Raw genomic sequence first — 21976 nt, forward strand, 5'->3', positions numbered from 1 at the left:
GGAGTTCCCCGGTGGTGTGGGCAACACCCACAAGGACCCGAAGGCGTTCGCCAGTCTCATTCACGACGTCGAGACCAAGATCTTCGACGTGCTTCCGGACGAGACGTGGGTCTACCCGGGGCACGGCAACGACACGTCCCTGGGCGCGGAGCGCCCGCAGCTGCCGGAGTGGCACGCGCGCGGGTGGTGATGGACCGCGCGGGGCGCGAGAGCGTGGAGGGGTGAGCCGCGCACACTCCGCGTGTGAAGCGTTCGCACACACCGGCGTCGCACATGCCCTCGCTTCTGCCCTGGGGTGCGCGTGCGGCGGATCGTGGATGCGGGACGGCTGCAAGGGTCGTCCCTGGGTCGGCGGGGCTTGCACGGAACGGCTCATGCTTCCGCCTGCCCCGCCCCCGCCAGCGCCGCGATCCGCTCCACACCGAACACGTATCCCTGCACCCCGCAGCCCGCGATGACCCCGTCGGCGCGCAGCGAGACGTAGGAGTGATGCCGGAACGACTCGCGCCGGTGGATGTTGGAGATGTGGACCTCCACCACGGGCATGCCGTCACAGGCGTTGAGCGCGTCCAGGATGGCGACGGAGGTGTGCGAATAGGCGCCCGGATTGATCACGATGCCGCAGTGGTTCAGCCGCGCCTCGTGGATCCAGTCGACGAGCTCGCCCTCGTGGTTGGACTGGCGGAAGTCGACCGTGCCGCCGTGCGCGGCCGCCGCCTTGACGCACAGGGCCTCGACGTCGGCGAGGGTGTCGGAACCGTAGATCTCCGGCTGGCGCCGGCCCAGCAGGTTCAGATTGGGGCCGTTGAGGATCATGATCGGGGCGTGGGCCAGGGTGCGGGGCACGGTTCCTCCGGTCCGGTCAGGGTCGGGCGGCCCGTGAGGACCGCTGCTCACAGCCGGTTTATCACGGTGCGCCGACAGCCCGCCGGGCCGTAGCCTCCCGGCATGACGAGCCCGACCTACCCGCCCAAGCCGTCCGCCGGCGACCGCATTGCCGTGATCTCGCCCAGCTCCGGCCTGCCGGGCCTCTTCCCGCTCCCCTACGAGCTGGGCCTGGGGCGGCTGCGCACGGAGTACGGCTTGGAGCCGGTCGAGTATCCGGCGACCCGCAGGATGGGCTCCACGCCACAGGAGCGGGCCGACGACATCCACGCCGCCTTCGCCGACCCGGACATCAAGGCGGTCATCGCGTCGATCGGCGGGGACGACCAGATCACCGTGCTGCCGTACCTGGACCGGGACTTGATCCGGGCGAACCCGAAGCCGTTCTTCGGTATGAGCGACAACACCAACCTGCTCGCGTTCCTGCGCACCTGCGGCATCGTCGGCTTCCACGGCGGGAGCGTCATGGGCGAGCGTCACGGTGGGTAGTTGACGCGGCATGCACGACGTACGCACGGTAAAGGCACCCTCCATGCCGCGCCTCGCGGCCGCCTCGCTCGCCGGCACAGCCATCGAGTTCTACGACTTCTTCGTCTACGGGACCGCGGCGGCCCTCATCCTGGGGCCGCTGTTCTTCCCGACGTTCTCACCGGTGGCGGGGACACTGGCCGCGTTCGCCACTTTCGGCGTGGGCTTCGTGGCCCGGCCACTGGGGTCGGTGCTGTTCGGCCACATCGGGGACCGGCACGGGCGGCGGCCGGTCCTGATCGCCTCCCTGCTGCTGACCGGTGCCTCCACGGTCGCGGTCGGCTGCGTGCCGACGTACGACGCGATCGGCGTCCTCGCTCCCCTGCTGCTCCTGGTGTTGCGGTTCCTCCAGGGGCTGGGGCTCGGCGGGGAGTGGGGCGGGGCGGTGCTGCTGGCCGTGGAGCACGCGCCCGCGGAACGGCGCGCCCTGTGGTCGAGCTTCCCGCAGGTCGGGCCCGCGCTGGGGTTCCTGCTCGCCAACGGTGTGGTGCTGGGGCTGTCCTCGGCGCTTACCGAGGCACAGTTCGTCGCGTGGGGGTGGCGGGTTCCGTTCTGGGCGGCGGGAGTGCTGGCCGTGGCGGGACTGTGGCTGCGCTCGTCGCTCACCGAGAGCCCCCGCTTCCTCGAGATCGACGACCACGCGCGCGTGCCGCTCGCCGAGGTCGTCCGCCACCACTGGCGTCTCCTCCTGCTGACCGGCGGGGGCCTCGCGATCGGCTATGCCATCTTCTACGCCGTGACGACCTGGTCCCTGGCCTACGGCACGGAACGGCTCGGGGTGAGCCGGAGCGTCATGCTGACCTGCATCATGGGCGCGGTGCTGGTCAAGGGCGCGCTCACGCCGCTGATGGCGCTGCTCGGTGACCGCTACGGCCGGCGGCCCCTGTGCCTGGCCGGGTGTGCGGCCGCCGCCCTGTGGATGTTCCCCATGGTCGCGCTCCTCGCCACGGGCGCGCCGCTGCCGATGTTCCTCGGCTTCCTCGGGGCGATGGTCGCGTTCATCATGATGTTCTCCGTGATCGCCGCGTATCTGCCGGAGCTGTACGAGCCGCGGGTGCGCTGCACGGGCGCCGCCGTCGGCTACAACCTCGGTGGCGTCCTCGGTGGCGCGCTCACGCCGATCGTGGCGACGGCGCTGGCCGAGCAGGGCGGGCGGGTGCCGTGGGGTGTGGCGGCGTATCTGACGGTGATCGCGCTGGTCAGCCTGGGGTGCTTCGCGTCGTTGCCGGAGACACGGCCGGTGCGGGTGGGGGCGGCCGCGGAGGCTGCTTCGGGGTGACGCGGGGGCGGCGGTGACCTGGGCGATGCGGGCCCGGCTTGCTGGTCGTGAGCGTCGGCAGCACCGTGTGGCCAGGGTGGCGACGGTCGCGAGTGCGGCGCCGGTGCCCTCTGGGTCGAAGACGGCCGCGCCGAACCGCAGTGAGGCGACCAGCAGGCACAGGCCGACGATGCCGTTGCAGGTGATCATCACGGCCGCGAAGATCGTGTCCCGGGCCGGGGTCGCCCCCTTGTCCCCGTCATCGATCATCAGGGTGACGATGAGGGCGGCCTCGAATGATCGTGACCGCGACGGCGAGAACGAGCGAGCCGAACGGTTCACCCACCCGGTGGGCCACCACCTCAGCGTGGTGCACGCGGCCAGGACGGCGCCCACGAGGACCAGGGTCACCAGTGCGACGACCGCCGCCGGCAGATCCCGACCCCAGGTGAAGACCGGCAGCACGGCAGCGAGCAGCGGCACCAGGGTCGTCCACTGTGCCGTGAGCGGCCTGCGCCGAACGATCACGCGGTGATCGTCGCAGAGGGGAAGGGGCTCGGCCTCGCCCGCCCGGTCCAGCCCGAGTCACGCCGGTTCGTGGCGGACGCCTCGCACGAGCTGCGCACCCCGCACTCCGGTCGCGCCAGGCTCCGGCGCGCGCTGCCGGGCTACTTGAGGTCACGCACGTCCACGACGTCGCAGTTGGTGAAGACCCGCTCGCCGTTGCTGAGCGTGTCCAGCCGCTGCGCCATCCTGCTGGTCTCGGGGTCGTCGCTGTTGCGCATGGCCTCCTCGTACGACTCGAACTCGATCAGCGCCAGGTAGCGGTTGGGCCTGTCCCGGTCCCTGAGCAGCATGCTGTGGGTGGGGCCGCCCGTCCTCTCGGCGTTGCGCCGCCCCGCCTCGATCACCTGCTGCATCTCCTCCAGGCGCTCGGTCTCGAAGTCGATGATCTGTACGAACTTCATGGCACCTCCAGCCGGACACGGCGTCCCCGGGCCGGGGAACGCGCTCAGGACCAAGCAAGCACCGGGAGCGGTGGTCGGCAATTCGCCGACCACCGCTCCCGGTGATGGTTGTTCCTCCGTCCGACGCGGTCAGACGTCGACGCTGTCCTTGGCAGCGCCTCCGCTGCTGTCCTGCGCCGCCTCGACCGCCGCCTGCTTCTTGGAGGCTCGCAGGCTGGTGATCGTGGTGACGATCAGGACGGTGCAGATCACGCCGAGCGACACCGGAATGCTGATCTCGGGGACGTGTACCCCGGACTCGTGCAGCGCGTGCAGCACCAACTTCACGCCGATGAAGCCGAGGATGATCGACAAGCCGTAGCTGAGGTGGACCAGCTTCCTCAGCAGGCCGCCTATGAGGAAGTACAGCTGGCGCAGACCCATCAGGGCGAACGCGTTCGCCGTGAAGACGATGTACGGGTCCTGGGTCAGGCCGAAGATCGCGGGGATGGAGTCGAGGGCGAAGAGGACGTCGGTGGTGCCGATCGCGAGCATCACGACCAGCATCGGGGTCATGACCCGCTTGCCGTTCTCCTGGATCCACAGCTTGGTGCCGTGGTAGCGGTCGGCCACGCCGAAGCGGCGCTCGGCGGCCTTGAGCAGCTTGTTCTCCTCCCACTCCTCGTCCTCCTCGTCCGCCCGGGCCTCCTGGATGAGCTTCCAGGCGGTCCAGATCAGGAAGGCGCCGAAGAGGTAGAACACCCAGGAGAAGCTGGCGAGGATCGCGGCACCGGCGGCGATGAAGATCGCACGCAGGACCAGGGCGATGAGCACACCGATCAGCAGCACCCGCTGCTGGTACTGCGACGGCACCGCGAACTTCGCCATGATCAGGACGAAGACGAAGAGGTTGTCGACGCTCAGCGACTTCTCGGTGATGAAGCCCGCGAAGAACTCACCGGCCGGCTGGCCCCCGGCGAACACGAGCAGGCCGAGTCCGAAGAGGGCGGCCAGGACGATCCAAACGACCGTCCAGATTCCGGCTTCCTTGATCGATACGTCGTGCGGCTTGCGGCCGATGAAGAAGTCGACCGCGATGAGGGCGACGAGCCCCACGATCGTCAGGACCCATAGGGTCACGGAAACATCCACTGCGCCTCCGGCAGTCGTAACTGGCACATGTCAGCGTCGTCGCTGCCGGAGGTCTCTTCCACCCAAGGATGGGCCGACGCCCCGGGATCTGGCCTGATCCGTATTGACGGGCACGTCGCAGCAGACAGGGAGTACTCCCCTCCGTGCCGACAACAGTACCCAATCACCAAGAACAGGTAAAGCGCTTGGCAAAAGAAAGACCAAAACCCCAGCTCAGATGGCTTTACGAGTACTTGGTACGGGCGGCTGCGACCTGGGGGAGCACCTGGAGGAGGATCTGGCTGCCGGGGGGCACCAGCGACGGCTCGTACGTCCAGGCGTGACCGACCCAGGGGTCGGCGAGGTGATCGTCCGCCACCGGGGTCAGTCGCAACAGCGAACGCCACAGCGGGTCGAGCAAGGGCCCGTAACCCGAGGACTCCTCGCGGTCCGCGACCATCATCAGGTGAACGCCGAAGGCCGGGCCCTCGTCGGCGAGGTAGCGCAGCTGGTTCACGGCGCGGTCGTCGAAGCCGTGCGGGAAGTCGTTGACGATCAGCAGCTGCTGCGAGGTGTCGAAGCCGGGCGGGAGGGCGTCGGCCGCGCCGCCGCGGATCGCCATCTGCACCAGGTCGACCCGCTGGGTGAGCCGGCCCAGCACGTCGGCCACCCCGGCGGCGCCGAGGGCGGCCGGGGCCGCGAGCACGCCGGTCCGCACGAGGGGGGCCAGGGGCTGGGCGCCCGAGCCGGCCGGGTCGATGACATGGACGGTGAACTCGCCCGCCGGGTGGACGGCGAGCAGCCGGGCCGCGTGCGCGACCGCCGTCTCCATCGCCAGACGTCCCAGGGCGTGCGAGTCGGTGAACGACCCGTCGGAGGAATCGCTCCGCCCGCTGTCGATCCACAGGCCGCGCTCCAGCGGCAGCCGGACCAGCATCGGGATGCGGATCCGATCCGCCTCGGGGAGGTGCAGATCGCCCAGGCGCAGGGCCATGGGAAGCTCCATCGGCACCCGGTAGGCGTGCCAGACGGGGTTGTCCCAGCGGGCGTACGCCGGAGGCAGGGCCGGTTCGACGACGTCGGCCTCGGCCTGGAGCTGGGCGAGGTCCCGGTCGAGGGCCTCCCTGGCCTGGTCGACGAGCTGGGCGTGCCGGGCCCGGGCCGCCTCGCGGGCGGCGTCGCCCTGCCCGCCGATCCGGCTGCGCGGGTCGGACAGCACCTGTTCGAGCTCCTTGTCCATGCGGGACTCGGCGAAGTCGACGGCGCTGCGGTAGGCGGCGGTGGTGCGGGCGAGGTCCTCGAACATGCCCCACACCTGGTTGTAGAGCCGCTCGTCCATGGACCAGCCGGTCGCGTCGCCTGCCACGGGCCGTGCGGGCTGCCCGGGTGCGGCCGGGGGCGCGGTCGGCGGGGGCGGGGGCGGAGCGGCGTTCTGGCGGCGCGGGTGGCTGTAGTCGATCGGGCCGCCCGCGGTGGGCCCGGACGGCTGGGTGACCGCGTCGGGGTCCGGCGTGCCGCCGGGGTAGGGCGGCGACTGCGGTGCGGGCTGTCCCGGCCCGCCGGGGGTCTGACCGCCGTACGGGGACATCTGGGGTACCGCGCCGGCCTGCGGCGCTGTGCCGCCCTGGTCCGGGCCGAGGGCGGGGGCGGCGGCCTGCCGGGTGCGGTCACTGTCCGCCGGGCGCGGCGGGGGCGCCTGCACCGAGCGGGCCAGGCCCTGGGCCACCGCGTCGTTGATGCTGCCGGCGAGCTGCCGGGCCTGCGGCAGGCCCTGGTCGGTGAGGAGTTCGGCGAGGCCGCCCGCGTAGCCCTGGCCGACGGCGCGCACCTTCCAGGCGCCCTGCCGACGGTAGAGCTCCAGGGCGACGACGGCCGACTCGGCGTCCAGGCCGGTGAGGGTGTAGCCGGCGATCTCGGCGCCGTCGAGGCCGGTGACGGCGACGAACGGAGCCGCCACGGCCCCGAAGCGGACGGGCCCCGCCCCGCCGGTGGGCAGGGCGAGCAGCACGCCGACCCGGTGGACGGCTTCCGGCATGGCGTCCAGGTCCACGGCGAGGCGGTGATCGGCAGCGGCCTGCCGGGAGACCTCGAGACCCGGCTGGGTGGGTGCGCCCGGGTGGGCCACCCACTCCACACCGTGGATCCGGCCGTTCTCGTCGCTGAGCGCGGCCGCGGCCACGATCGGCGTGCCGGCCGAGATCCGGACCTCGAGACGGACCTGGGAGAGCGGGTGGTTCTGCCCCCGCACCAGCTCGGCCGTCATCGCCTTCGTCCCCCTGTGTCGTTGTGTGGAGTCGGGTGCTGCTCGCCGGCCCGTCCGGGGCCGGCGTGCTCTCAGAGGAGCGGCAGGATCGCCGGCATCAGGTCCTGGAAGGTGCGGCCGTTGGCCGGGTTGCCCAGGGCCGTCATCGACCAGCCCGGGCCGGAGCGGTGCACCTTGGCCATGATCTGGGCCGTGTACTGGCCGCCGCCGGCGAGCGTGTAGCGGGCGAGTTCCTGGCCGTTGGTCTCGTCGACCAGGCGGCAGAACGCGTTCTGCACCTCCTGGAAGGTCTGGCCCGTGAAGGAGTTCACGGTGAAGACGATCTGGTCGATGTGGACCGGGAGGCGCGCGAGGTCGACGAGGATCGCCTCGTCGTCGCCGCCCTGTCCGACACCGCCGACGAGGTTGTCACCGGTGTGGCGCACCGAGCCGTCGTCGCTCACCAGGTGGCGGAAGAAGACGACGTCGACCGGCTGCTTGTCCGCGAACAGGACGGCGGAGGCGTCGAGGTCGACCTCTCGCGTGCGCGAGCCGAACAGGCCGCGCCGGGGAGCCGCCTGCCAGCCGAGACCCATGCGCACCGCGGTCAGGCTGCCCCCGTCGTTCTTCTGCAGACTGATGGCCTGACCCTTGGTCATGTTGACGGTCACGCGCTGATTCCCCTCTCGAACGTCCCCTGTTGCCGCGAAGCCGCGGTTGACCAGAACCCTACGCAGCGGCCCTGACAGTGACGTACCCCGCTGCGCAGTTTGTGTCGGTCTTGCAACACAGCGCGTACGCGGCACGCTGTCAGGCCAGGCCGGCCTCCTTCATCTGGCGCAGTTCCTTCTTCATCTCGGAGACCTCGTCGCGCAGCCGGGCGGCGATCTCGAACTGGAGGTCCGCGGCGGCGGCCCGCATGCGCGTGGTGAGCTCCTCGATCTGTCCGGCGAGTTCGGCCGCGGGACGGTCGGTCACCGGGGTCTGGTCGGCCTTGCCCCTGCTCTTGGCGGACTTGGCCGGCTCGGCCGCCTTGCCGAGGGAGGGCACGGGTGCCTTGGTGCCCCCGCCGTCCTTCCTGCCCTTGCGGTAGCCCGACCCGAGAAGCTGCTCGGTGTCGATGTCCTCGCGGGCGATCTGGGCGACGATGTCGTTGATCTTCTTGCGGAGGGGCTGGGGGTCGATGCCCTTCTCCTTGTTGTACGCGATCTGCTTCTCCCGGCGCCGGTTGGTCTCGTCGATGGCCTTCTCCATCGCCGGGGTGATCTTGTCGGCGTACATGTGGACCTGGCCGGAGACGTTGCGCGCGGCGCGGCCGATGGTCTGGATCAGGGACGTGCCGGAGCGCAGGAAGCCCTCCTTGTCGGCGTCGAGGATCGCCACCAGGGACACCTCGGGAAGGTCGAGGCCCTCGCGCAACAGGTTGATGCCGACCAGCACGTCGTACTCGCCGGCGCGCAGCTCACGCAGCAGCTCCACCCGGCGCAGGGTGTCGACGTCGCTGTGCAGGTAGCGCACCTGGATGCCGAGCTCCAGGAAGTAGTCCGTGAGGTCCTCGGCCATCTTCTTGGTGAGCGTGGTGACCAGGACGCGCTCGTCCTTCTCCGTGCGCTGCCGGATCTCGTGCACCAGGTCGTCGATCTGGCCCTCGGTGGGCTTGACGACGACTTCCGGGTCGACGAGGCCGGTGGGGCGGATGATCTGCTCGACGAAGCCGTCCGAGCGGGACATCTCGTAGGTGCCCGGGGTGGCCGACAGGTAGACCGTCTGGCCGATGCGCTCCTGGAACTCCTCCCACTTCAGGGGGCGGTTGTCCAGGGCGGAGGGCAGGCGGAAGCCGTGGTCGACGAGGGTGCGCTTGCGGGAGGCGTCGCCCTCGTACATGGCGCCGATCTGCGGGACGGTGACGTGCGACTCGTCGATGACGAGGAGGAAGTCGTCCGGGAAGTAGTCCAGCAGGGTGTTCGGCGGGGAGCCGGGCAGGCGGCCGTCGAAGTGCATCGAGTAGTTCTCCACGCCGGAGCAGGAGCCGATCTGGCGGAGCATCTCGATGTCGTACGTGGTGCGCATGCGCAGGCGCTGGGCCTCCAGGAGCTTGCCCTGCTTCTCCAGCTCGGCCAGGCGCTCGGCGAGCTCCTTCTCGATGTCGTTGACCGCGCGCTCCAGACGCTCGGGGCCCGCGACGTAGTGGGAGGCCGGGAAGACGTACAGCTGCTGGTCGTCGCTGATGATCTCGCCGGTGAGAGGGTGGAGCGTGGACAGCGCCTCGATCTCGTCGCCGAACATCTCGATCCGGACGGCCAGTTCCTCGTAGACCGGGAAGATCTCGATGGTGTCGCCGCGGACGCGGAAGGTACCGCGCGTGAACGCCATGTCGTTGCGTGTGTACTGGATGTCGACGAAGCGGCGCAGCAGCTCGTCGCGGTCGATCTCCTCACCGACCCGGAGGGAGACCATGCGGTCCACGTACTCCTGCGGGGTGCCGAGGCCGTAGATGCAGGAGACGGAGGCGACCACGACGACGTCGCGGCGGGTGAGCAGCGAGTTGGTCGCGGAGTGGCGCAGGCGCTCGACCTCCTCGTTGATCGAGGAGTCCTTCTCGATGTAGGTGTCCGACTGCGGGACGTACGCCTCGGGCTGGTAGTAGTCGTAGTACGAGACGAAGTACTCGACCGCGTTGTTCGGGAGCAGCTCGCGGAACTCGTTCGCCAGCTGGGCGGCCAGCGTCTTGTTCGGCGCCATCACGAGCGTGGGCCTCTGGAGCTTCTCGATCATCCACGCGGTGGTGGCGGACTTGCCGGTGCCGGTCGCGCCGAGCAGGACGACGTCCTTCTCACCCGCCTGGATGCGCCGGGCGAGCTCGGCGATGGCCGTCGGCTGGTCGCCGCTCGGCTGGTAGGGGCTGACGACCTCGAAGGGCGCCACCGTGCGTTCGATCTGTGAAACGGGCCGCATGGATCCACCGTACGACCCCGCACTGACAACGGGCTCCGATCAGCGGTTCTGCGGAGCTCGGGAGCTCCTGTGCTCCACGGGGCGGCGGGAGCGGAAGCGCAGGCGGTCCTCGGAGGGGTGGACGCCGGTGTGGGGGCGGGCGGGGATGCCGGGCCTCTGCTCGGAGGGGACCGTGGCGGGCTTCCCCATGACCATCAGCGGGTCGAACATCACGACGACGCCGGCCAGCAGGAGGAAGGCGAGCGGGCCCGTCAGCATGGGCGCGAGCAGGGCGGCGGGCGACGATCCCGTGGTGGGTTCGGCCGTGCCGTGGAGGTGGACGTCGAGGGCGGCCATCCCGGTGTAGTGCATGCCGGTCACGGCGAGCCCCATGACGAGGCTCGCGCCCACGCTCCACAAGAATCCCCTGACCTGGCCGGCCGCCCAGAGGGCCGCGGTGGCCGCGCCCATGGCGATCACCACGGAGGCGCCGACGGTGAGGGTGTCGTACTCGAGCGTCCCGTCCAGGCGCATGCCGGCCATGCCGAGGTAATGCATCGACGCGATGCCCAGGCCGGTGATCGTGCCCCCGGTGAACAGGGCCGTCCCGCGGGCTCCCTTGTAGCCGACGATGAAGATCCCGACGCCCACCATCACGATCGCGACGGCCAGACTCGCGAAGGTCATGGCCCTGTCGTAGTGGATCGGGGTGCCCCGGACCGTGAATCCCATCATCGCGATGAAGTGCATGGTCCATATGCCGGAGCCGATGGCGGCCGAGCCGAGGGCGAGCCATCCGGGGCGCCAGGACTGGACGACGAGCATGGATCTGGTGGTGCAGCGCAGGCCCAGGGCACCGCCCAGGCAGGCCATGAGGTAGGCCACCAGGGGTGTGACCAGGCCGTAGCTGAATCCTTCGACCGTGCCCTGCATGCGCGGCTGCCCTTCCCGCCGTTTGCGTCCCGGAATACCTGATGTGCGCCCCCTCCCAGGACCGCACCTGCGGTCAGGGTCGACGCAGAGAGTATGACCCCCACCGGAATGGTCGAACGAGATTCCGGCAAAGAAACACGGCCCTGCCCCAGTTGTGCGGTACCGGTGAGCGGAGTCGGGTCACCGCCGTTCAACGTGTGGTCATCCTGAACCCCTCTCGCGTTGACTCTCTGCTGTCACAGTTGTGCTGTCTGTGATATCGCCGATCGCTCGACGCGAGGAGTACGCATGCACGCGCGCGCTGTTGCCGCCTCGACCACCGCACTCCTGGGGACCGCCGCTCTCCTCTTCCCTCTCGCCCCGGCGCGGGCCGCCGGCGGGGGCGCGGCACCGCTGGTCATCGCGCACCGTGGGGCCTCCGCTTACGCGCCCGAGAACACGCTGGCCGCCGTGGACAAGGCGGCGGAGCTCGGCATCCGCTGGGTGGAGAACGACGTCCAGCGCACCAGGGACGGTGAGCTGGTCGTCCTTCACGACGACAACCTGCGGCGCACCACCGATGCCGAGGAGGTCTTTCCCGGCCGGGCTCCCTGGAAGGTGAAGGACTTCACCGCCGCGGAGATCGCCCGACTGGACGCGGGCAGTTGGTTCGCCCCCGCGTACGCGGGGGCGCGCGTGCCGACGCTGGAGCAGTTCGTGCGCCGCGTGGAGCGCCGTCACCAGAAGCTTCTCCTGGAGATCAAGAACCCGGACCTGTATCCGGGCATCGAGCGGCAGACGCTGAAGGTCCTCAGCAACGAGGGCTGGCTCGACCGGCCGCATCTGGCCGGGCGGCTGATCGTGCAGAGCTTCAGCCCGGACAGCGTGCGGACGGTGCACGAGCTGAAGCCCGCCGTGAAGACCGGCCTCCTCGGGACGCCTCCCGTCTCGGCCCTTCCGGGCTACGCCGGCTTCGCCGACCAGATCAACCCGTCACACGGCTCGCTGTCCCCGGCCTATGTGGCCGCGGTCCATGCGTTCACCGGGCCGCACGGCCGGCGGATGAAGGTCTTCGCGTGGACGGTCGACGACGCGGTGACGGCCCGGCGGGTCGCCGCGTACGGCGTCGACGGGATCATCACGAACCGGCCGGATGTGGTGCGGGAGGCCGTGGGCGGGTGATCTCGCGTCCGGCCGGGGCGGCGTTGTCAGTGGCGGGTCGTACCGTGGACGCATGGACAGTCAGGGGCGGGCCGAGCCGCGGGTCGTGTGGGCGGTCGTCGAGAGCCGGATCGGGCCGTTGCTGCTGGCCGCCGGCCGGGACGGCCTGGTCAACGTCGTCTTCCACGCCACGGACGCGGTGCGGGACCGGGCGGTCGAGCGGCTGGCGTCGCGGCTGGGCACCGAGCCCGTCGAGGCGCCCGGTTCTCCGCTGCTGGCCGAGGCGATACGCCAGTTCGAGGCGTACTTCGCGGGTGAGCGCCGCGACTTCGACCTGCCATTGGACTGGTCGCTGATCTCCGGCTTCAACCGGGAGGTCCTGCGCGAACTGGCCTCCGGTGTGCCGTACGGCACAGTCGTGGGGTACGGCGATCTGGCCGGGCGGGTCGGTCAGCCGGGCGCCGCGCAGGCCGTGGGCATGGCGATGGGCGCCAATCCGCTGCCGGTCGTGGTGCCCTGTCACCGGGTCGTCGAGAGCGGTGGGGGCATCGGCGGCTTCGGGGGCGGACTCGAGACCAAGCGGAAGCTGCTCGCCCTGGAGGGGGTCCTTCCCGAGCCGCTGTTCTGAGCGCCGCTGTTCTGAGCCGCGGGCCCGGTCAGTCGTAGTGCCGCGCCTCGATGACGTTGCCGTCGGGGTCGCGGAAGTAGAAGCTGCGCGTGGCCCTGCCACGGGCTCCGAAGGAGTCGTACGACAGCTCCGACACGGGGACGGAGCGTTCTTCGAGGCGGCTGAGGAGGGCGTCGAAGTCGCCGCGGGGCAGCGACAGGCAGACGTGGTTCACGGGGTGCCCCGCGCTGGCGGCGGAGCCGGGCAGCATCGTCATGCGGGCCGCGAAGGTCAGCGGCATGAGGTCGAGGATGGTCTCGTGGTTGACGCGCGCCGAGGGGAACGGCACCTCACCGGCGGTGAACTCGGGGAGCCTGACTATCTCCGTGCCGACAGCCTTCTCGTAGAAGTCGGCGGCGGCGACCGGGTCGCGCACCCACAGGACGACGTGGTCGAGACGTGTTGTGTGGTCCTTCATGCGTCCCAGACTCGTGGCGTCCGAGACGGGCCGCAAGGGTTTGACCCGGCGCTGCGCCCGCCAGACATGAGGGAGGACCGACGGACAGGAGGCAGGCGCGTGGTGCTGGTGGTGTCGGAAGAGGTGCGGGCGGCGATCGAGGCGCGGCGGCCCGTGGTGGCCCTGGAGTCCACGATCATCGCCCACGGGCTGCCGCGGCCGCGCAACCTGCAGGTGGCGCTGGAACTGGAGACGGCCGTACGGCAGGAGGGCGCGGTGCCCGCGACAATCGCCGTGCTGGACGGACGGCCCCATGTCGGCCTGGACAAGGACCAGTTGGAACGCGTCGCGAACGAGGACGGCATCCGCAAGCTCGGCCACCGTGACCTGCCGCTCGCGGTGGCCTCCGGGGCGAGCGGGGCGACCACCGTGTCGGCGACCGCGCTGCTCGCACAGCTAGCGGGCGTACGGGTGTTCGCCACGGGTGGGCTCGGCGGGGTGCACCGGGAGTGGACGGCGACGCAGGACGAGTCGGCCGACCTGGGGCTGCTGGCGCGCACGCGGATCACCGTGGTGTGTGCCGGGGTGAAGTCGATCCTGGACGTGCCGGCGACCCTGCAGCGGCTGGAGACGCTGGGTGTCGCGGTGGCCGGCTACGGCACCGACCGGTTCCCCGGCTTCTATCTGTCCGATTCGGGGCATCCGGTGGACTGGACGCTGCGGACGCCGGAGGAGGTTGCGGACGTGATGCGGGCCCAGGACGCGCTCGCCGGGCCGGAGTCGTCGCTGATCGTCGCCAACCCCGTCCCCGAGGAGGAGCAACTCGATCCGCAACTGCACGCACGCGTACTCGCGGACGCGCTGCACGCGTGCGAGGCGGAGGGGGTCACGGGCCAGGCGGTCACGCCGTTCCTGCTCGGCTACTTGGTGCGGCACACCGAAGGCGCCTCCCTGAGCGCCAACCTGGCGGCGGTCCGGGGCAACGTCCGCCTGGCGGCACGGATCGCGGCGGCCTGGGCGCGGGGATGAGCGGGGGGCACCGTGCGGCCGCACGGCACGGGGGACGCGCCGGGCGCGCAGCGGAAGGCGCAGCGGGCTCGGCGAGGTCCGGAGCGGGCCCGGCCGTGGGAACGACCGGCTCGGCGGAAGTCCGCACGGACACCTCTGAGGGCGTGCCCGACTGGCCGACGGGCGGCGCCGGCCCAGCTGAAGCCGGAAGCAACACCACAGAGACCGGCGCGGGCACGGCGCAGACCCGACCCGGCACCGCAGAAGGCGGCGCCGGCCCAGCTGAAGCCGGAAGCAACACCACAGAGACCGGCGCGGGCACGGCGGAGATCCGCGCGGGCGGCCGGGGCGGGGAGCAGGGCGGGGCTCTGCTGGTCGTCGGGGACGTGATCACCGATGTCGTCGCGCGGCATCGGGGGCCGCTCGCGGCCGGTACGGACACGGCTGCCTCGATCCGGACCGTACCCGGCGGGGCGGGCGCCAATGTCGCGTGCTGGGCGGCGCACCTGGGTGCGGCGGACGTGCGGCTGCTGGGGCGCGTGGGAGCGGAGGCGGCCTCATGGCACGAGCGGGAGCTGGTGGCCCACGGGGTGCGTCCGCGGCTCGTCGTCGACCCTCGGGTGCCTACCGGCACGGTGATCTGCGTCGTGGACGAGGGCGCTTCGGCGGAGCGGACGTTCCTCACCGACAGCGGCGCGTCGTTGCGGCTCGAGCCCGCCGATTGGTCGGACGCGCTGCTCGACGGGGTCACCCGGCTGCACCTCTCGGGCTACCTCCTGTTCTCCGAGCCGAGCCGGGCCTTGGTGACGGTGGCTCTCGACGCCGCCCGCACGCGTGGGGTGCCGGTCAGCCTGGACCCGGCCTCGGCCGGCTTCCTCACGGGGCTGGGCGCCGAGCGGTTCCTGTCGCTCGTGGAGGGCGTGGACGTCCTGCTGCCCAGCCGGGACGAGGCCTGCTTGCTGACGGGGCTGACCGATGCGGCCGACGCGGCGGCCGAGCTGAGCCTGCGCGTTCCGCTGATCGTCACCAAGCAGGGCCATGAGGGGGCACTCGTGGCTCGCGCCGGGAAGGTGACCGCCCGCGTTCCCGCCGTACCGGCGACGCCTCGGGACACGACGGGCGCCGGTGACGCCTTCACCGGCGCGTTCCTCGCCGCCCTGCTCGCGGGAGCCGGGCCGGAGGGCGCCGCGGCGGAGGGCTGCCGGGCGGGTGCGCGGGCGGTGGAGCGGGTGGGCGGCAGGCCACCGCTGCCCGGCTGAGGCCGGTGCCGGATCGGGAGCCTTCGAGAACAGCCGCCTTCCGCCGACGGCGGCCTCCCCTACTGCTTGCGCCCCCACGCCGAGATCATCGGAGCCGTCGTCAGATCGAGCACACCGGACGTGACGTTCGTGAGGTGCCGGTCGATGTCCCGGTCCGTGGCGAGGCCCCCGGAGACCAGCTGGTCGCGGATCTGGCGGATCGTGACGGACTCCAGGGCGGCGCAGGCGGGTGAGGCGAGGGGGAAGTAGGCGTCGGCGTGGACGCCCGTCAGGCCCGCGCCGCGAAGGAGCCTCGGGAGGGTGCGCCCGCAGGGGAGGTCGGTCCCGCGGTCGGCGAGCAGCTTGCGAAAGCCCTGCCGCAGCCGGTTCGCGAGCTGTTGCTCGGGGCCGTGCTCGTCGGGGCAGAGCAGAGGCTGGAGGGCGGGGTCGGCGTCCTCGACGAGGAGGCGTCCGCCCGGGCGCAGGGCCTTGACCATGGACCGCAACGCCTGTTCCCGGTCGGTGACATGGACGAGGGCGAGGCGGGCGTGCACCAGGTCGAAGCCCTCCCCGGGCGGCTCCTGCGCGCCGAGTTCGTGAAGGCGCACCTCGACGGGAGGCCGGGCGGCGAGGGCGAGCCGCGCGGTGTCGGTGTCGGTCGCGACGACGCGTCCGGTCGGGCCGACCTTCTTCGCCAGCCAGGACACCACGGTGGTGCCGGCACCGACCTCCCAGCACCGCCAGCCGGATCCCACGCCGAGAGCTTCGAGATGCCGGAACGTCGTGGGGTCGAAGAGGGCGGCGAAGGCGCTGAAGTGCTCTGCCGCCTCGGTCTGCAGGTTGTCGACAAGGTACCCATCGGATCGCGTCATGCCGCGATCATCCCATTTGACCGACTTGTCATACCGGTCGACGCTCCGGCACGGAGCGTCGCGCCCTTGCGACGCCACTGAGAACCGCACGGCGCCGGCAGGCGTCGACGGGGCATGGCCACGGCGCCTCGGCGAGCCCTTCGTCCACAGCCGGGAACCAAGCGGAATGAGGCGTTTCCACAGGCTTACCCGCAGCTCACGCAGGCCTGGCAGACTGACGCGCCAAGGCGCGGGGACGGCGCGAGGAGTTCCAGGCAAGGAGATCCGGATGTCCATGGCAGGGAATCTGCGGAAGGTCACGAGCCTCGGCGGGGTCGGCGGCCTGCGCAAGGTGGCTCGGCTGGCCCGGCGGCGCCCGCGCGTCGACCTCAGTCACCCGGCCAGGTCCCCGCTGGGCTCCTCGGTGGTGAACTGCGTGACGTACCGGGACGGCGTCCGCACCACCGCGCGCGGCGACCTGGTGGACGCCGTGGAGCGCGTGCGCAAGAGCCGGGAGGGCTTCGTCTGGCTCGGTCTGCACGAGCCGACCGATCAGGAGTTCGCGGGCATCGCCGAGCTCTTCGACCTCCACCCCTTGGCCGTGGAGGACGCGGTCGAGGCCCACCAGCGCCCCAAGGTGGAGCGGTACGGCGAGACGCTCTTCGCGGTGTTCAAGACGGTCTGCTACGTCGAGCACGAGAAGCTCACGGCCACCAGCGAGGTGGTGAACACGGGCGAGATCATGGTGTTCGTCGGCCACGACTTCGTGATCACGGTGCGGCACGGCCGGCACGGCTCGCTCGGCCCGCTGCGCGAGGAGCTGGAGTCCGACCCCCAGCAGCTGGCCAAGGGCCCTTCCGCGGTGCTGCACGCGATCGCCGACCACGTGGTGGACGACTACCTGACGGTCACGGACGCGGTGCAGTCGGACATCGACCAGGTCGAGACGGACGTCTTCACGGAGACCGGCGCGCGGGCCGACCCGGGGCGCATCTACCAGCTCAAGCGTGAACTCCTCGAGCTGAAGCGGGCGGTGGTGCCGCTGAGCCGGCCGCTGGAGGATCTCGCCACCCGGCCGATCCGTGCGGTCGACCCGGAGATACAGGCGTACTTCCGCGATGTCTCGGACCACCTGCTGCGGGCGAAGGAGCAGATCGCCTCCTTCGACGAACTGCTCAACTCCATCCTGCAAGCACACCTAGCGCAGGTCACGGTCGCGCAGAACGAGGACATGCGGAAGATCACGGCGTGGGCCGCGATCATCGCCGTGCCGACGATGGTCTGCGGCGTGTACGGCATGAACTTCGACCACATGCCGGAGCTGCACTGGCGGTACGGCTACGGCATGGTCATGGGCGTGATATCCGTCGCGTGCCTGGTGCTGTACCGGGGGTTCCGGCGCAGCGGCTGGCTGTGACCGGGGCCGTGACCCGCGAGGCAGGACGCGCGGCGGTGGTCCGCGGGTGTGGCGTGCGGCAGCGACCTGCGGGGTGACGTCCGCAGTCAGGCCGTGGTGGTCCGGGCGTAGACGCTTTCCGCCCAGGAGGCCATCTGGCCGTCCGTCAGATGCCGGGCGAGATCGGCTTCGCTGATCATGCCGACCAGTCGCTTGTCCTGGATCACGGGCAGCCGGCGGATCCGGTGTTCCTGCATCTCGTGGAGCACCTCGCTGACATCGGCGCCCGCGTCGATCCAGCGGGGGGTGCCCTGGGCCATGTCGCCCGCGGTGACCTCGGCGGGGTCGTGGCCCAGGGCGACGCAGCCGACGACGATGTCGCGGTCGGTGAGGATGCCGCAGAGCCGCTCGTTCTCGTCGCTGATGGGCAGGGCGCCGACGTTCAGCTCGCGCATGAGCTGGGCGGCGCGGTCGAGGGTTTCGTGGGCGGGGATCCACTGGGCGCCGCGGTGCATGATGTCTCCGGCGGTGGTCATGGGGTACCTCCCGGTGCCGGACGGCCGGCGCGGCGCGGGACGCACCGCGAGTCCCGGCCCTTCATTCTCGCCGCGCCACCGGATGCCCGCACACCGAACCCGCCTCAGCGCCCACGCGGGCCGGACGGAGCCACGCCGTGGATCCGCTCAGCCACCCCACGCCGGATGCCGCGGATCGTCGGACCTCACCAGGACGTCGGCCGCGCTGACCGGGTCGGTCTCCTGCTCGTAGCGCTCGAAGGCCGGGAGGGTCCAGTGCTCCGCCTCGGGCGTGCGACGGCGCAGGGCGCCCGGGGAGAGGAGGACATGGACGCTCAGATCGAAGGGGAACCAGTGCCGAAGGAGGAAGGGCCCGTGCAGCAACAACACGCCACCCGGAGGGAGTTGGACGTAGGGGCTGCGGGTGGCGCGGTCGGTGGCCGGGTCCCACAGGTCGGGAAGGACGCGGCCGTCGCCGCCGGCTTCGAGGGGGCCGAACACCTCACGCCACAGCGCGCCGGTGTCGTACCAGCCGCTGTAGTAGGCCTCCACGTCCCGGTGGCCGTACTCCAGCCGTACGGAGGCTGGGCGCAAGAAGCCCTCCGTGCCCACGACGAGCGAGGAGCGGCCGCGGACGCGCAGCGCCTCGCAGACCCGGTGCGCGAGGTCGCCCGGACGGGCGGCCGGGGCGCCGTCGAAGGCGATGCGTGGCCAGGGACTGCCGTCGGCGGGCGTCAGGTCGAGCAGACGCTCGGCGAGCAGGTCGCCGAGCCGGTCCCAGGTGATCGCTTCGAGTCGCACACGGCCCATGATGCGTCAGGCCGCGAGAGGTTCCCCTCCCCCGGGCGGCCGAGGGTGAGGGGCGCCCCGGAGACACGGACACCGGGATCGCCGGGGCGTCCCGCGGCGGACGCGGTGCGCACCCCCTCAGGGGGAATGAACTCTGTATGGTCCCCCGCGCGACGCTCCCGCCCCTCACCGGACCGGTCGTCTTCCAGCCCCTCAAGCGGCGGTCCTGCGCCGAGTGCCGACGTGGCCCGCTGCCGCTGCTCGTCCTCGAGGACGGCACCCCGCGCTGCCTCGACTGTGCCGACCTGGGGCATCTCGTGTTCCTGCCGAGCGGCGACACCGCGCTGACGCGCAGATCGCGCGAGGAGAGCACGCTGTCGGCGGTGGTCGTGCGGTTCAACCGGCGCAAGGGCCGTTACGAGCGGCAGGGCGTTCTGGTCGAGGAGGCGGCGCTCTCCCGGGCCGAGCAGCGGTGCCTCGCGGACGCGGAGGCGCGACGGCGGCGCCGGGTGCGGGACGCCCGGCGCAGGGCGGCTCAGGACGCCCGGTTCGCGCAGGCGTTCGCGGCGGAGATCCTCCGGCTGTTCCCCGGATGTCCGGCCGACCGGGCGCTGGCCATCGCCGCGCACGCCTCGGAGCGGGGCAGCGGGCGGGTGGGCCGCAGCGCGGCGGGGCGGGCGCTGTCCGAGGGGGCGGTGGCCTCTGCGGTCATCGCGTCCGTACGGCATCTGGACACGCCGTACGACCGGCTGCTGATGAGCGGAGTGCCGCGACACGAGGCGCGGCGGCGGATCGCGGCGGCGGCGGATACGGTGCTGAGGGCGTGGACCGGGGCGGGGCTCGGTTCCGCGGGGTGACGTGAAGGCCCCGGGCGATTGCGCCCCGGGCCGGCGGCACAGCCGTTCGACCGACCGTGGACGTTCGCTTATGGCCCCGCGCCGCTCGGCCATGGTCGCTGGGCTCGCGCACGGATTCACTGGTGGTGAGGAAGGGCGCCGGGCAGGATCCCGGCTGGACGGGCGGGAGAGGGACATGATCGGCGGACCGTACTTCGTGCTGACGGTGCTGGGTGTGCTCGGGACCGGCCTGGTGGCCGGGGTGTTCTGCGGCTTCTCGACCTTCGTCATGCGGGGACTCTCGGCGCTGCCGCCCGCGCAGGGGGTCGCCGCGATGCGAGCGGTCAACGTGGCCGCGGTGACTCCGCCCTTCATGATCGTGTTCCTGGGATCGGCCGTGCTGTGCGCGGTGATCGCCGTGGTGACGTTCGTGCTGTGGCCGGACGAGGGGACGGTCGAGCTGCTGGTGGGCAGCGTGTTGTACCTGTTCGGCACGTTCGGGCTCACCATGGTCGCCAACGTGCCGCGCAACGACGCGCTGGCGAAGCTGGAGCCGGGCACGCCTCAGGCGGCGGCGTACTGGCCCGCGTATGTGCGCGAGTGGACGATGTGGAACCACGTCCGCACGGTCGCCTCGGCAGGGGCGGCGCTGGCGTACGTGCTGGCCCTCACCTGACCGACGCGGTGACGGGCACCGGGCCGGACACGGACGTATCGTGGCGGGAGGAGTGCCGCCCGACGACGCACGGCCTGTCACACGCGCACGCAAGGAAGACGGCCATGGCCGATCCCAAGGGTTTCCTGACCACCCCCCGCCAGGACTGGCCGCGCAGGCCGGTCGATGAGCGGGTGCGGGACTGGAACGAGGTCCATGTCCCCGGCGCACTGCTGCCGATCGTCAGCAAGCAGGCAGACCGGTGCATGGACTGCGGCATCCCCTTCTGCCACGACGCCTGTCCGCTGGGCAACCTGATCCCGGAGTGGAACGACCTGGTGTCGCGGGAGGACTGGCGGGCGGCGGCCGACCGGCTGCACGCGACGAACAACTTCCCCGAGTTCACCGGCCGCTTGTGCCCTGCGCCGTGCGAGGCGGGCTGTGTGCTGGCGATCAACCAGCCGGCCGTCACCATCAAGAACGTGGAGTGCGCGATCGCCGACCGGGCCTGGGCGGAGGGCTTCGCACCCCCCAGGCCGCCGGAGCGGCTGTCCGGCAAGACGGTCGCGGTGATCGGATCGGGCCCCACCGGCCTGGCCGCGGCCCAGCAGCTGACCCGGGCCGGGCACACGGTGGCCGTGTACGAGAGGGACGACCGGCTCGGTGGGTTGATGCGGTACGGCATCCCCGAGTTCAAGATGGAAAAGCAGCATCTGGAGCGGCGGCTGGAGCAGATGCGGGCCGAGGGGACCAAGTTCCGTACGTCGACGGCGGTCGGCCGGGACATCGGGGCCGACCGGCTGAGGAGCCGCTACGACGCCGTGGTGATCGCCACGGGCGCGACGGCATGGCGTGAACTGCCCGTTCAGGGCCGGGAGCTGACGGGTGTTCACCAAGCGATGGAGTACCTCCCGCTGTCCAACCGGGTGCGCGAGGGCGATCTGGAGTCGTCCCCGCTGTCGGCCGCGGGGAAGCACGTCGTCATCGTCGGCGGCGGCGACACGGGGGCGGACTGCCTGGGCACCGCCGTACGGGAGGGCGCCGCGTCCGTGACCCAGCTGGACATCTACGCGCTGCCGCACGCGGAGCGTGACGAGGACTGCGAGCCCTGGCCGACGTACCCAGTGCGGGTCTACCGGCTGTCCGCCGCGCACGAGGAGGCCCGTGACCTGCGGACGGCCCCGCTCGCGGACGCGGACGCCCGGCTGTTCGCGGCCTCCACCCTGCGCTTCGACGGCGATGAGGACGGTCACGTACGGTCGCTGCACCTCGTCGAGGTGGACCCACGGCGCCGCCCGGTGGACGGCACCGGGCGGACGCTCCCCGCCGACCTCGTGCTGCTCGCCCTCGGCTTCACCGGCCCCGACCGGAAGGACGGACTCGTCGACCAGCTGGGGCTGGAACTGGAGCCCCGCGGCACGATCGCGCGGGACGCCGGTTTCGCCACGAACGTGCCCGGCGTGTTCGCCGCGGGGGACGCCGCCCGGGGTCAGTCGCTCATCGTCTGGGCGATCGCAGAGGGGCGGGCCGTGGCGGCGGCCGTGGACCGTCATCTGACGGGCAGTTCGGTCCTGCCGGCTCCGATCGGACCGTACGACCGGCCCATGGCGGTGTGACAGCCGCGCG

General features: G+C 71.6%; 20 protein-coding genes and 3 pseudogenes. 11 read left to right on the forward strand and 12 right to left on the reverse strand.

What is annotated here, in order from left to right:
- Positions 1-4: 4 nt before the first annotated feature.
- A pseudogene (locus ACWD1U_RS16705) lies at positions 5-190 on the forward strand (MBL fold metallo-hydrolase); the annotation flags it as partial.
- Positions 191-372: 182 nt separating this feature from the next.
- Here ACWD1U_RS16705 and aroQ read toward each other — a convergent pair.
- Positions 373-846 (reverse strand): type II 3-dehydroquinate dehydratase, encoded by a 474-nt coding sequence (gene aroQ, locus ACWD1U_RS16710; RefSeq protein ID WP_451108132.1) that lies wholly within the window; start codon positions 844-846, stop codon positions 373-375.
- Between the two features lie 102 nt (positions 847-948).
- Here aroQ and ACWD1U_RS16715 point away from each other — a divergent pair.
- Positions 949-1359, forward strand: a pseudogene (locus tag ACWD1U_RS16715) (LD-carboxypeptidase); the annotation flags it as partial.
- Between the two features lie 58 nt (positions 1360-1417).
- Positions 1418-2692 (forward strand): MFS transporter, encoded by a 1275-nt coding sequence (locus ACWD1U_RS16720; protein ID WP_451108133.1) that lies wholly within the window; start codon positions 1418-1420, stop codon positions 2690-2692.
- A gap of 28 nt (positions 2693-2720) precedes the next feature.
- Here the strand turns inward: ACWD1U_RS16720 and ACWD1U_RS16725 are convergent.
- The 7 genes and pseudogenes from ACWD1U_RS16725 to ACWD1U_RS16755 all read right to left on the reverse strand — a co-directional run.
- Positions 2721-3199, reverse strand: a pseudogene (locus ACWD1U_RS16725) (ionic transporter y4hA); the annotation flags it as partial.
- A gap of 140 nt (positions 3200-3339) precedes the next feature.
- Positions 3340-3639 (reverse strand): hypothetical protein, encoded by a 300-nt coding sequence (locus ACWD1U_RS16730; protein WP_451108135.1) that lies wholly within the window; start codon positions 3637-3639, stop codon positions 3340-3342.
- 129 nt (positions 3640-3768) lie between these two features.
- On the reverse strand, positions 3769-4770 hold the full coding sequence (locus ACWD1U_RS16735) for a TerC/Alx family metal homeostasis membrane protein (RefSeq protein WP_451108136.1): 1002 nt from the start codon (positions 4768-4770) through the stop codon (positions 3769-3771).
- 223 nt (positions 4771-4993) lie between these two features.
- Complete coding sequence (locus ACWD1U_RS16740) at positions 4994-7012, reverse strand: TerD family protein (RefSeq protein ID WP_451108138.1); 2019 nt, start codon at positions 7010-7012, stop codon at positions 4994-4996.
- A 71-nt stretch (positions 7013-7083) separates the two neighbouring features.
- Entirely contained in the window at positions 7084-7662 is a 579-nt protein-coding gene (locus ACWD1U_RS16745; protein WP_451108140.1) for a TerD family protein, read from the reverse strand.
- Between the two features lie 139 nt (positions 7663-7801).
- Positions 7802-9946, reverse strand: a complete 2145-nt coding sequence (gene uvrB / locus ACWD1U_RS16750) for an excinuclease ABC subunit UvrB (protein ID WP_451108142.1) — start codon at positions 9944-9946, stop codon at positions 7802-7804.
- A gap of 39 nt (positions 9947-9985) precedes the next feature.
- A complete protein-coding gene (locus tag ACWD1U_RS16755) occupies positions 9986-10858 on the reverse strand; it encodes an MHYT domain-containing protein (RefSeq protein WP_451108144.1) in 873 nt (290 codons plus the stop codon).
- Between the two features lie 288 nt (positions 10859-11146).
- Between ACWD1U_RS16755 and ACWD1U_RS16760 the strand changes: the two genes are divergently transcribed.
- Together ACWD1U_RS16760 and ACWD1U_RS16765 are read left to right on the forward strand one after the other, a co-directional pair.
- On the forward strand, positions 11147-12019 hold the full coding sequence (locus ACWD1U_RS16760; protein ID WP_451108147.1) for a glycerophosphodiester phosphodiesterase: 873 nt from the start codon (positions 11147-11149) through the stop codon (positions 12017-12019).
- Between the two features lie 52 nt (positions 12020-12071).
- The gene (locus ACWD1U_RS16765) at positions 12072-12626 is read left to right on the forward strand and encodes a methylated-DNA--[protein]-cysteine S-methyltransferase (RefSeq protein WP_451108149.1); all 555 of its coding nucleotides are present in this window, start codon (positions 12072-12074) and stop codon (positions 12624-12626) included.
- A gap of 28 nt (positions 12627-12654) precedes the next feature.
- Here the strand turns inward: ACWD1U_RS16765 and ACWD1U_RS16770 are convergent, their stop codons facing one another.
- On the reverse strand, positions 12655-13083 hold the full coding sequence (locus ACWD1U_RS16770; protein ID WP_451108150.1) for a VOC family protein: 429 nt from the start codon (positions 13081-13083) through the stop codon (positions 12655-12657).
- Positions 13084-13185: 102 nt separating this feature from the next.
- On the opposite strand from ACWD1U_RS16770, the gene ACWD1U_RS16775 reads away from it, so the two are divergent.
- Positions 13186-14091, forward strand: a complete 906-nt coding sequence (locus tag ACWD1U_RS16775; RefSeq protein ID WP_451108487.1) for a pseudouridine-5'-phosphate glycosidase — start codon at positions 13186-13188, stop codon at positions 14089-14091.
- A 308-nt stretch (positions 14092-14399) separates the two neighbouring features.
- Positions 14400-15329: a carbohydrate kinase family protein gene (locus tag ACWD1U_RS16780; protein WP_451108489.1), complete on the forward strand. Its 930-nt coding sequence runs from the start codon at positions 14400-14402 to the stop codon at positions 15327-15329.
- Between the two features lie 59 nt (positions 15330-15388).
- On the opposite strand, the gene ACWD1U_RS16785 is transcribed toward ACWD1U_RS16780, so the two are convergent.
- The gene (locus ACWD1U_RS16785) at positions 15389-16180 is read right to left on the reverse strand and encodes a methyltransferase (RefSeq protein ID WP_451108151.1); all 792 of its coding nucleotides are present in this window, start codon (positions 16178-16180) and stop codon (positions 15389-15391) included.
- Positions 16181-16448: 268 nt separating this feature from the next.
- Between ACWD1U_RS16785 and corA the strand changes: the two genes are divergently transcribed.
- Positions 16449-17576 carry a magnesium/cobalt transporter CorA gene (corA, locus tag ACWD1U_RS16790; RefSeq protein ID WP_451108153.1) on the forward strand — a complete coding sequence of 376 codons (1128 nt, stop codon included), beginning with the start codon at positions 16449-16451 and terminating at the stop codon, positions 17574-17576.
- Positions 17577-17662: 86 nt separating this feature from the next.
- Here the strand turns inward: corA and ACWD1U_RS16795 are convergent, their stop codons facing one another.
- Both ACWD1U_RS16795 and ACWD1U_RS16800 read right to left on the reverse strand, forming a co-directional pair.
- Positions 17663-18091, reverse strand: coding sequence for a CBS domain-containing protein (locus tag ACWD1U_RS16795; RefSeq protein ID WP_451108155.1), 429 nt, complete (start codon positions 18089-18091; stop codon positions 17663-17665).
- A 147-nt stretch (positions 18092-18238) separates the two neighbouring features.
- Entirely contained in the window at positions 18239-18880 is a 642-nt protein-coding gene (locus tag ACWD1U_RS16800) for a uridine kinase (protein WP_451108157.1), read from the reverse strand.
- A gap of 137 nt (positions 18881-19017) precedes the next feature.
- Between ACWD1U_RS16800 and ACWD1U_RS16805 the strand changes: the two genes are divergently transcribed.
- The 3 genes from ACWD1U_RS16805 (at position 19018) to ACWD1U_RS16815 (ending at position 21966) form a co-directional block, all read left to right on the forward strand.
- Positions 19018-19716, forward strand: a complete 699-nt coding sequence (locus tag ACWD1U_RS16805; protein ID WP_451108159.1) for a DUF2293 domain-containing protein — start codon at positions 19018-19020, stop codon at positions 19714-19716.
- Between the two features lie 175 nt (positions 19717-19891).
- Entirely contained in the window at positions 19892-20371 is a 480-nt protein-coding gene (locus tag ACWD1U_RS16810; protein ID WP_451108161.1) for an anthrone oxygenase family protein, read from the forward strand.
- A gap of 104 nt (positions 20372-20475) precedes the next feature.
- Entirely contained in the window at positions 20476-21966 is a 1491-nt protein-coding gene (locus ACWD1U_RS16815) for a glutamate synthase subunit beta (protein ID WP_451108163.1), read from the forward strand.
- Positions 21967-21976 lie beyond the last annotated feature (10 nt).

The organism is Streptomyces sp. NPDC002788 (assembly GCF_053592115.1).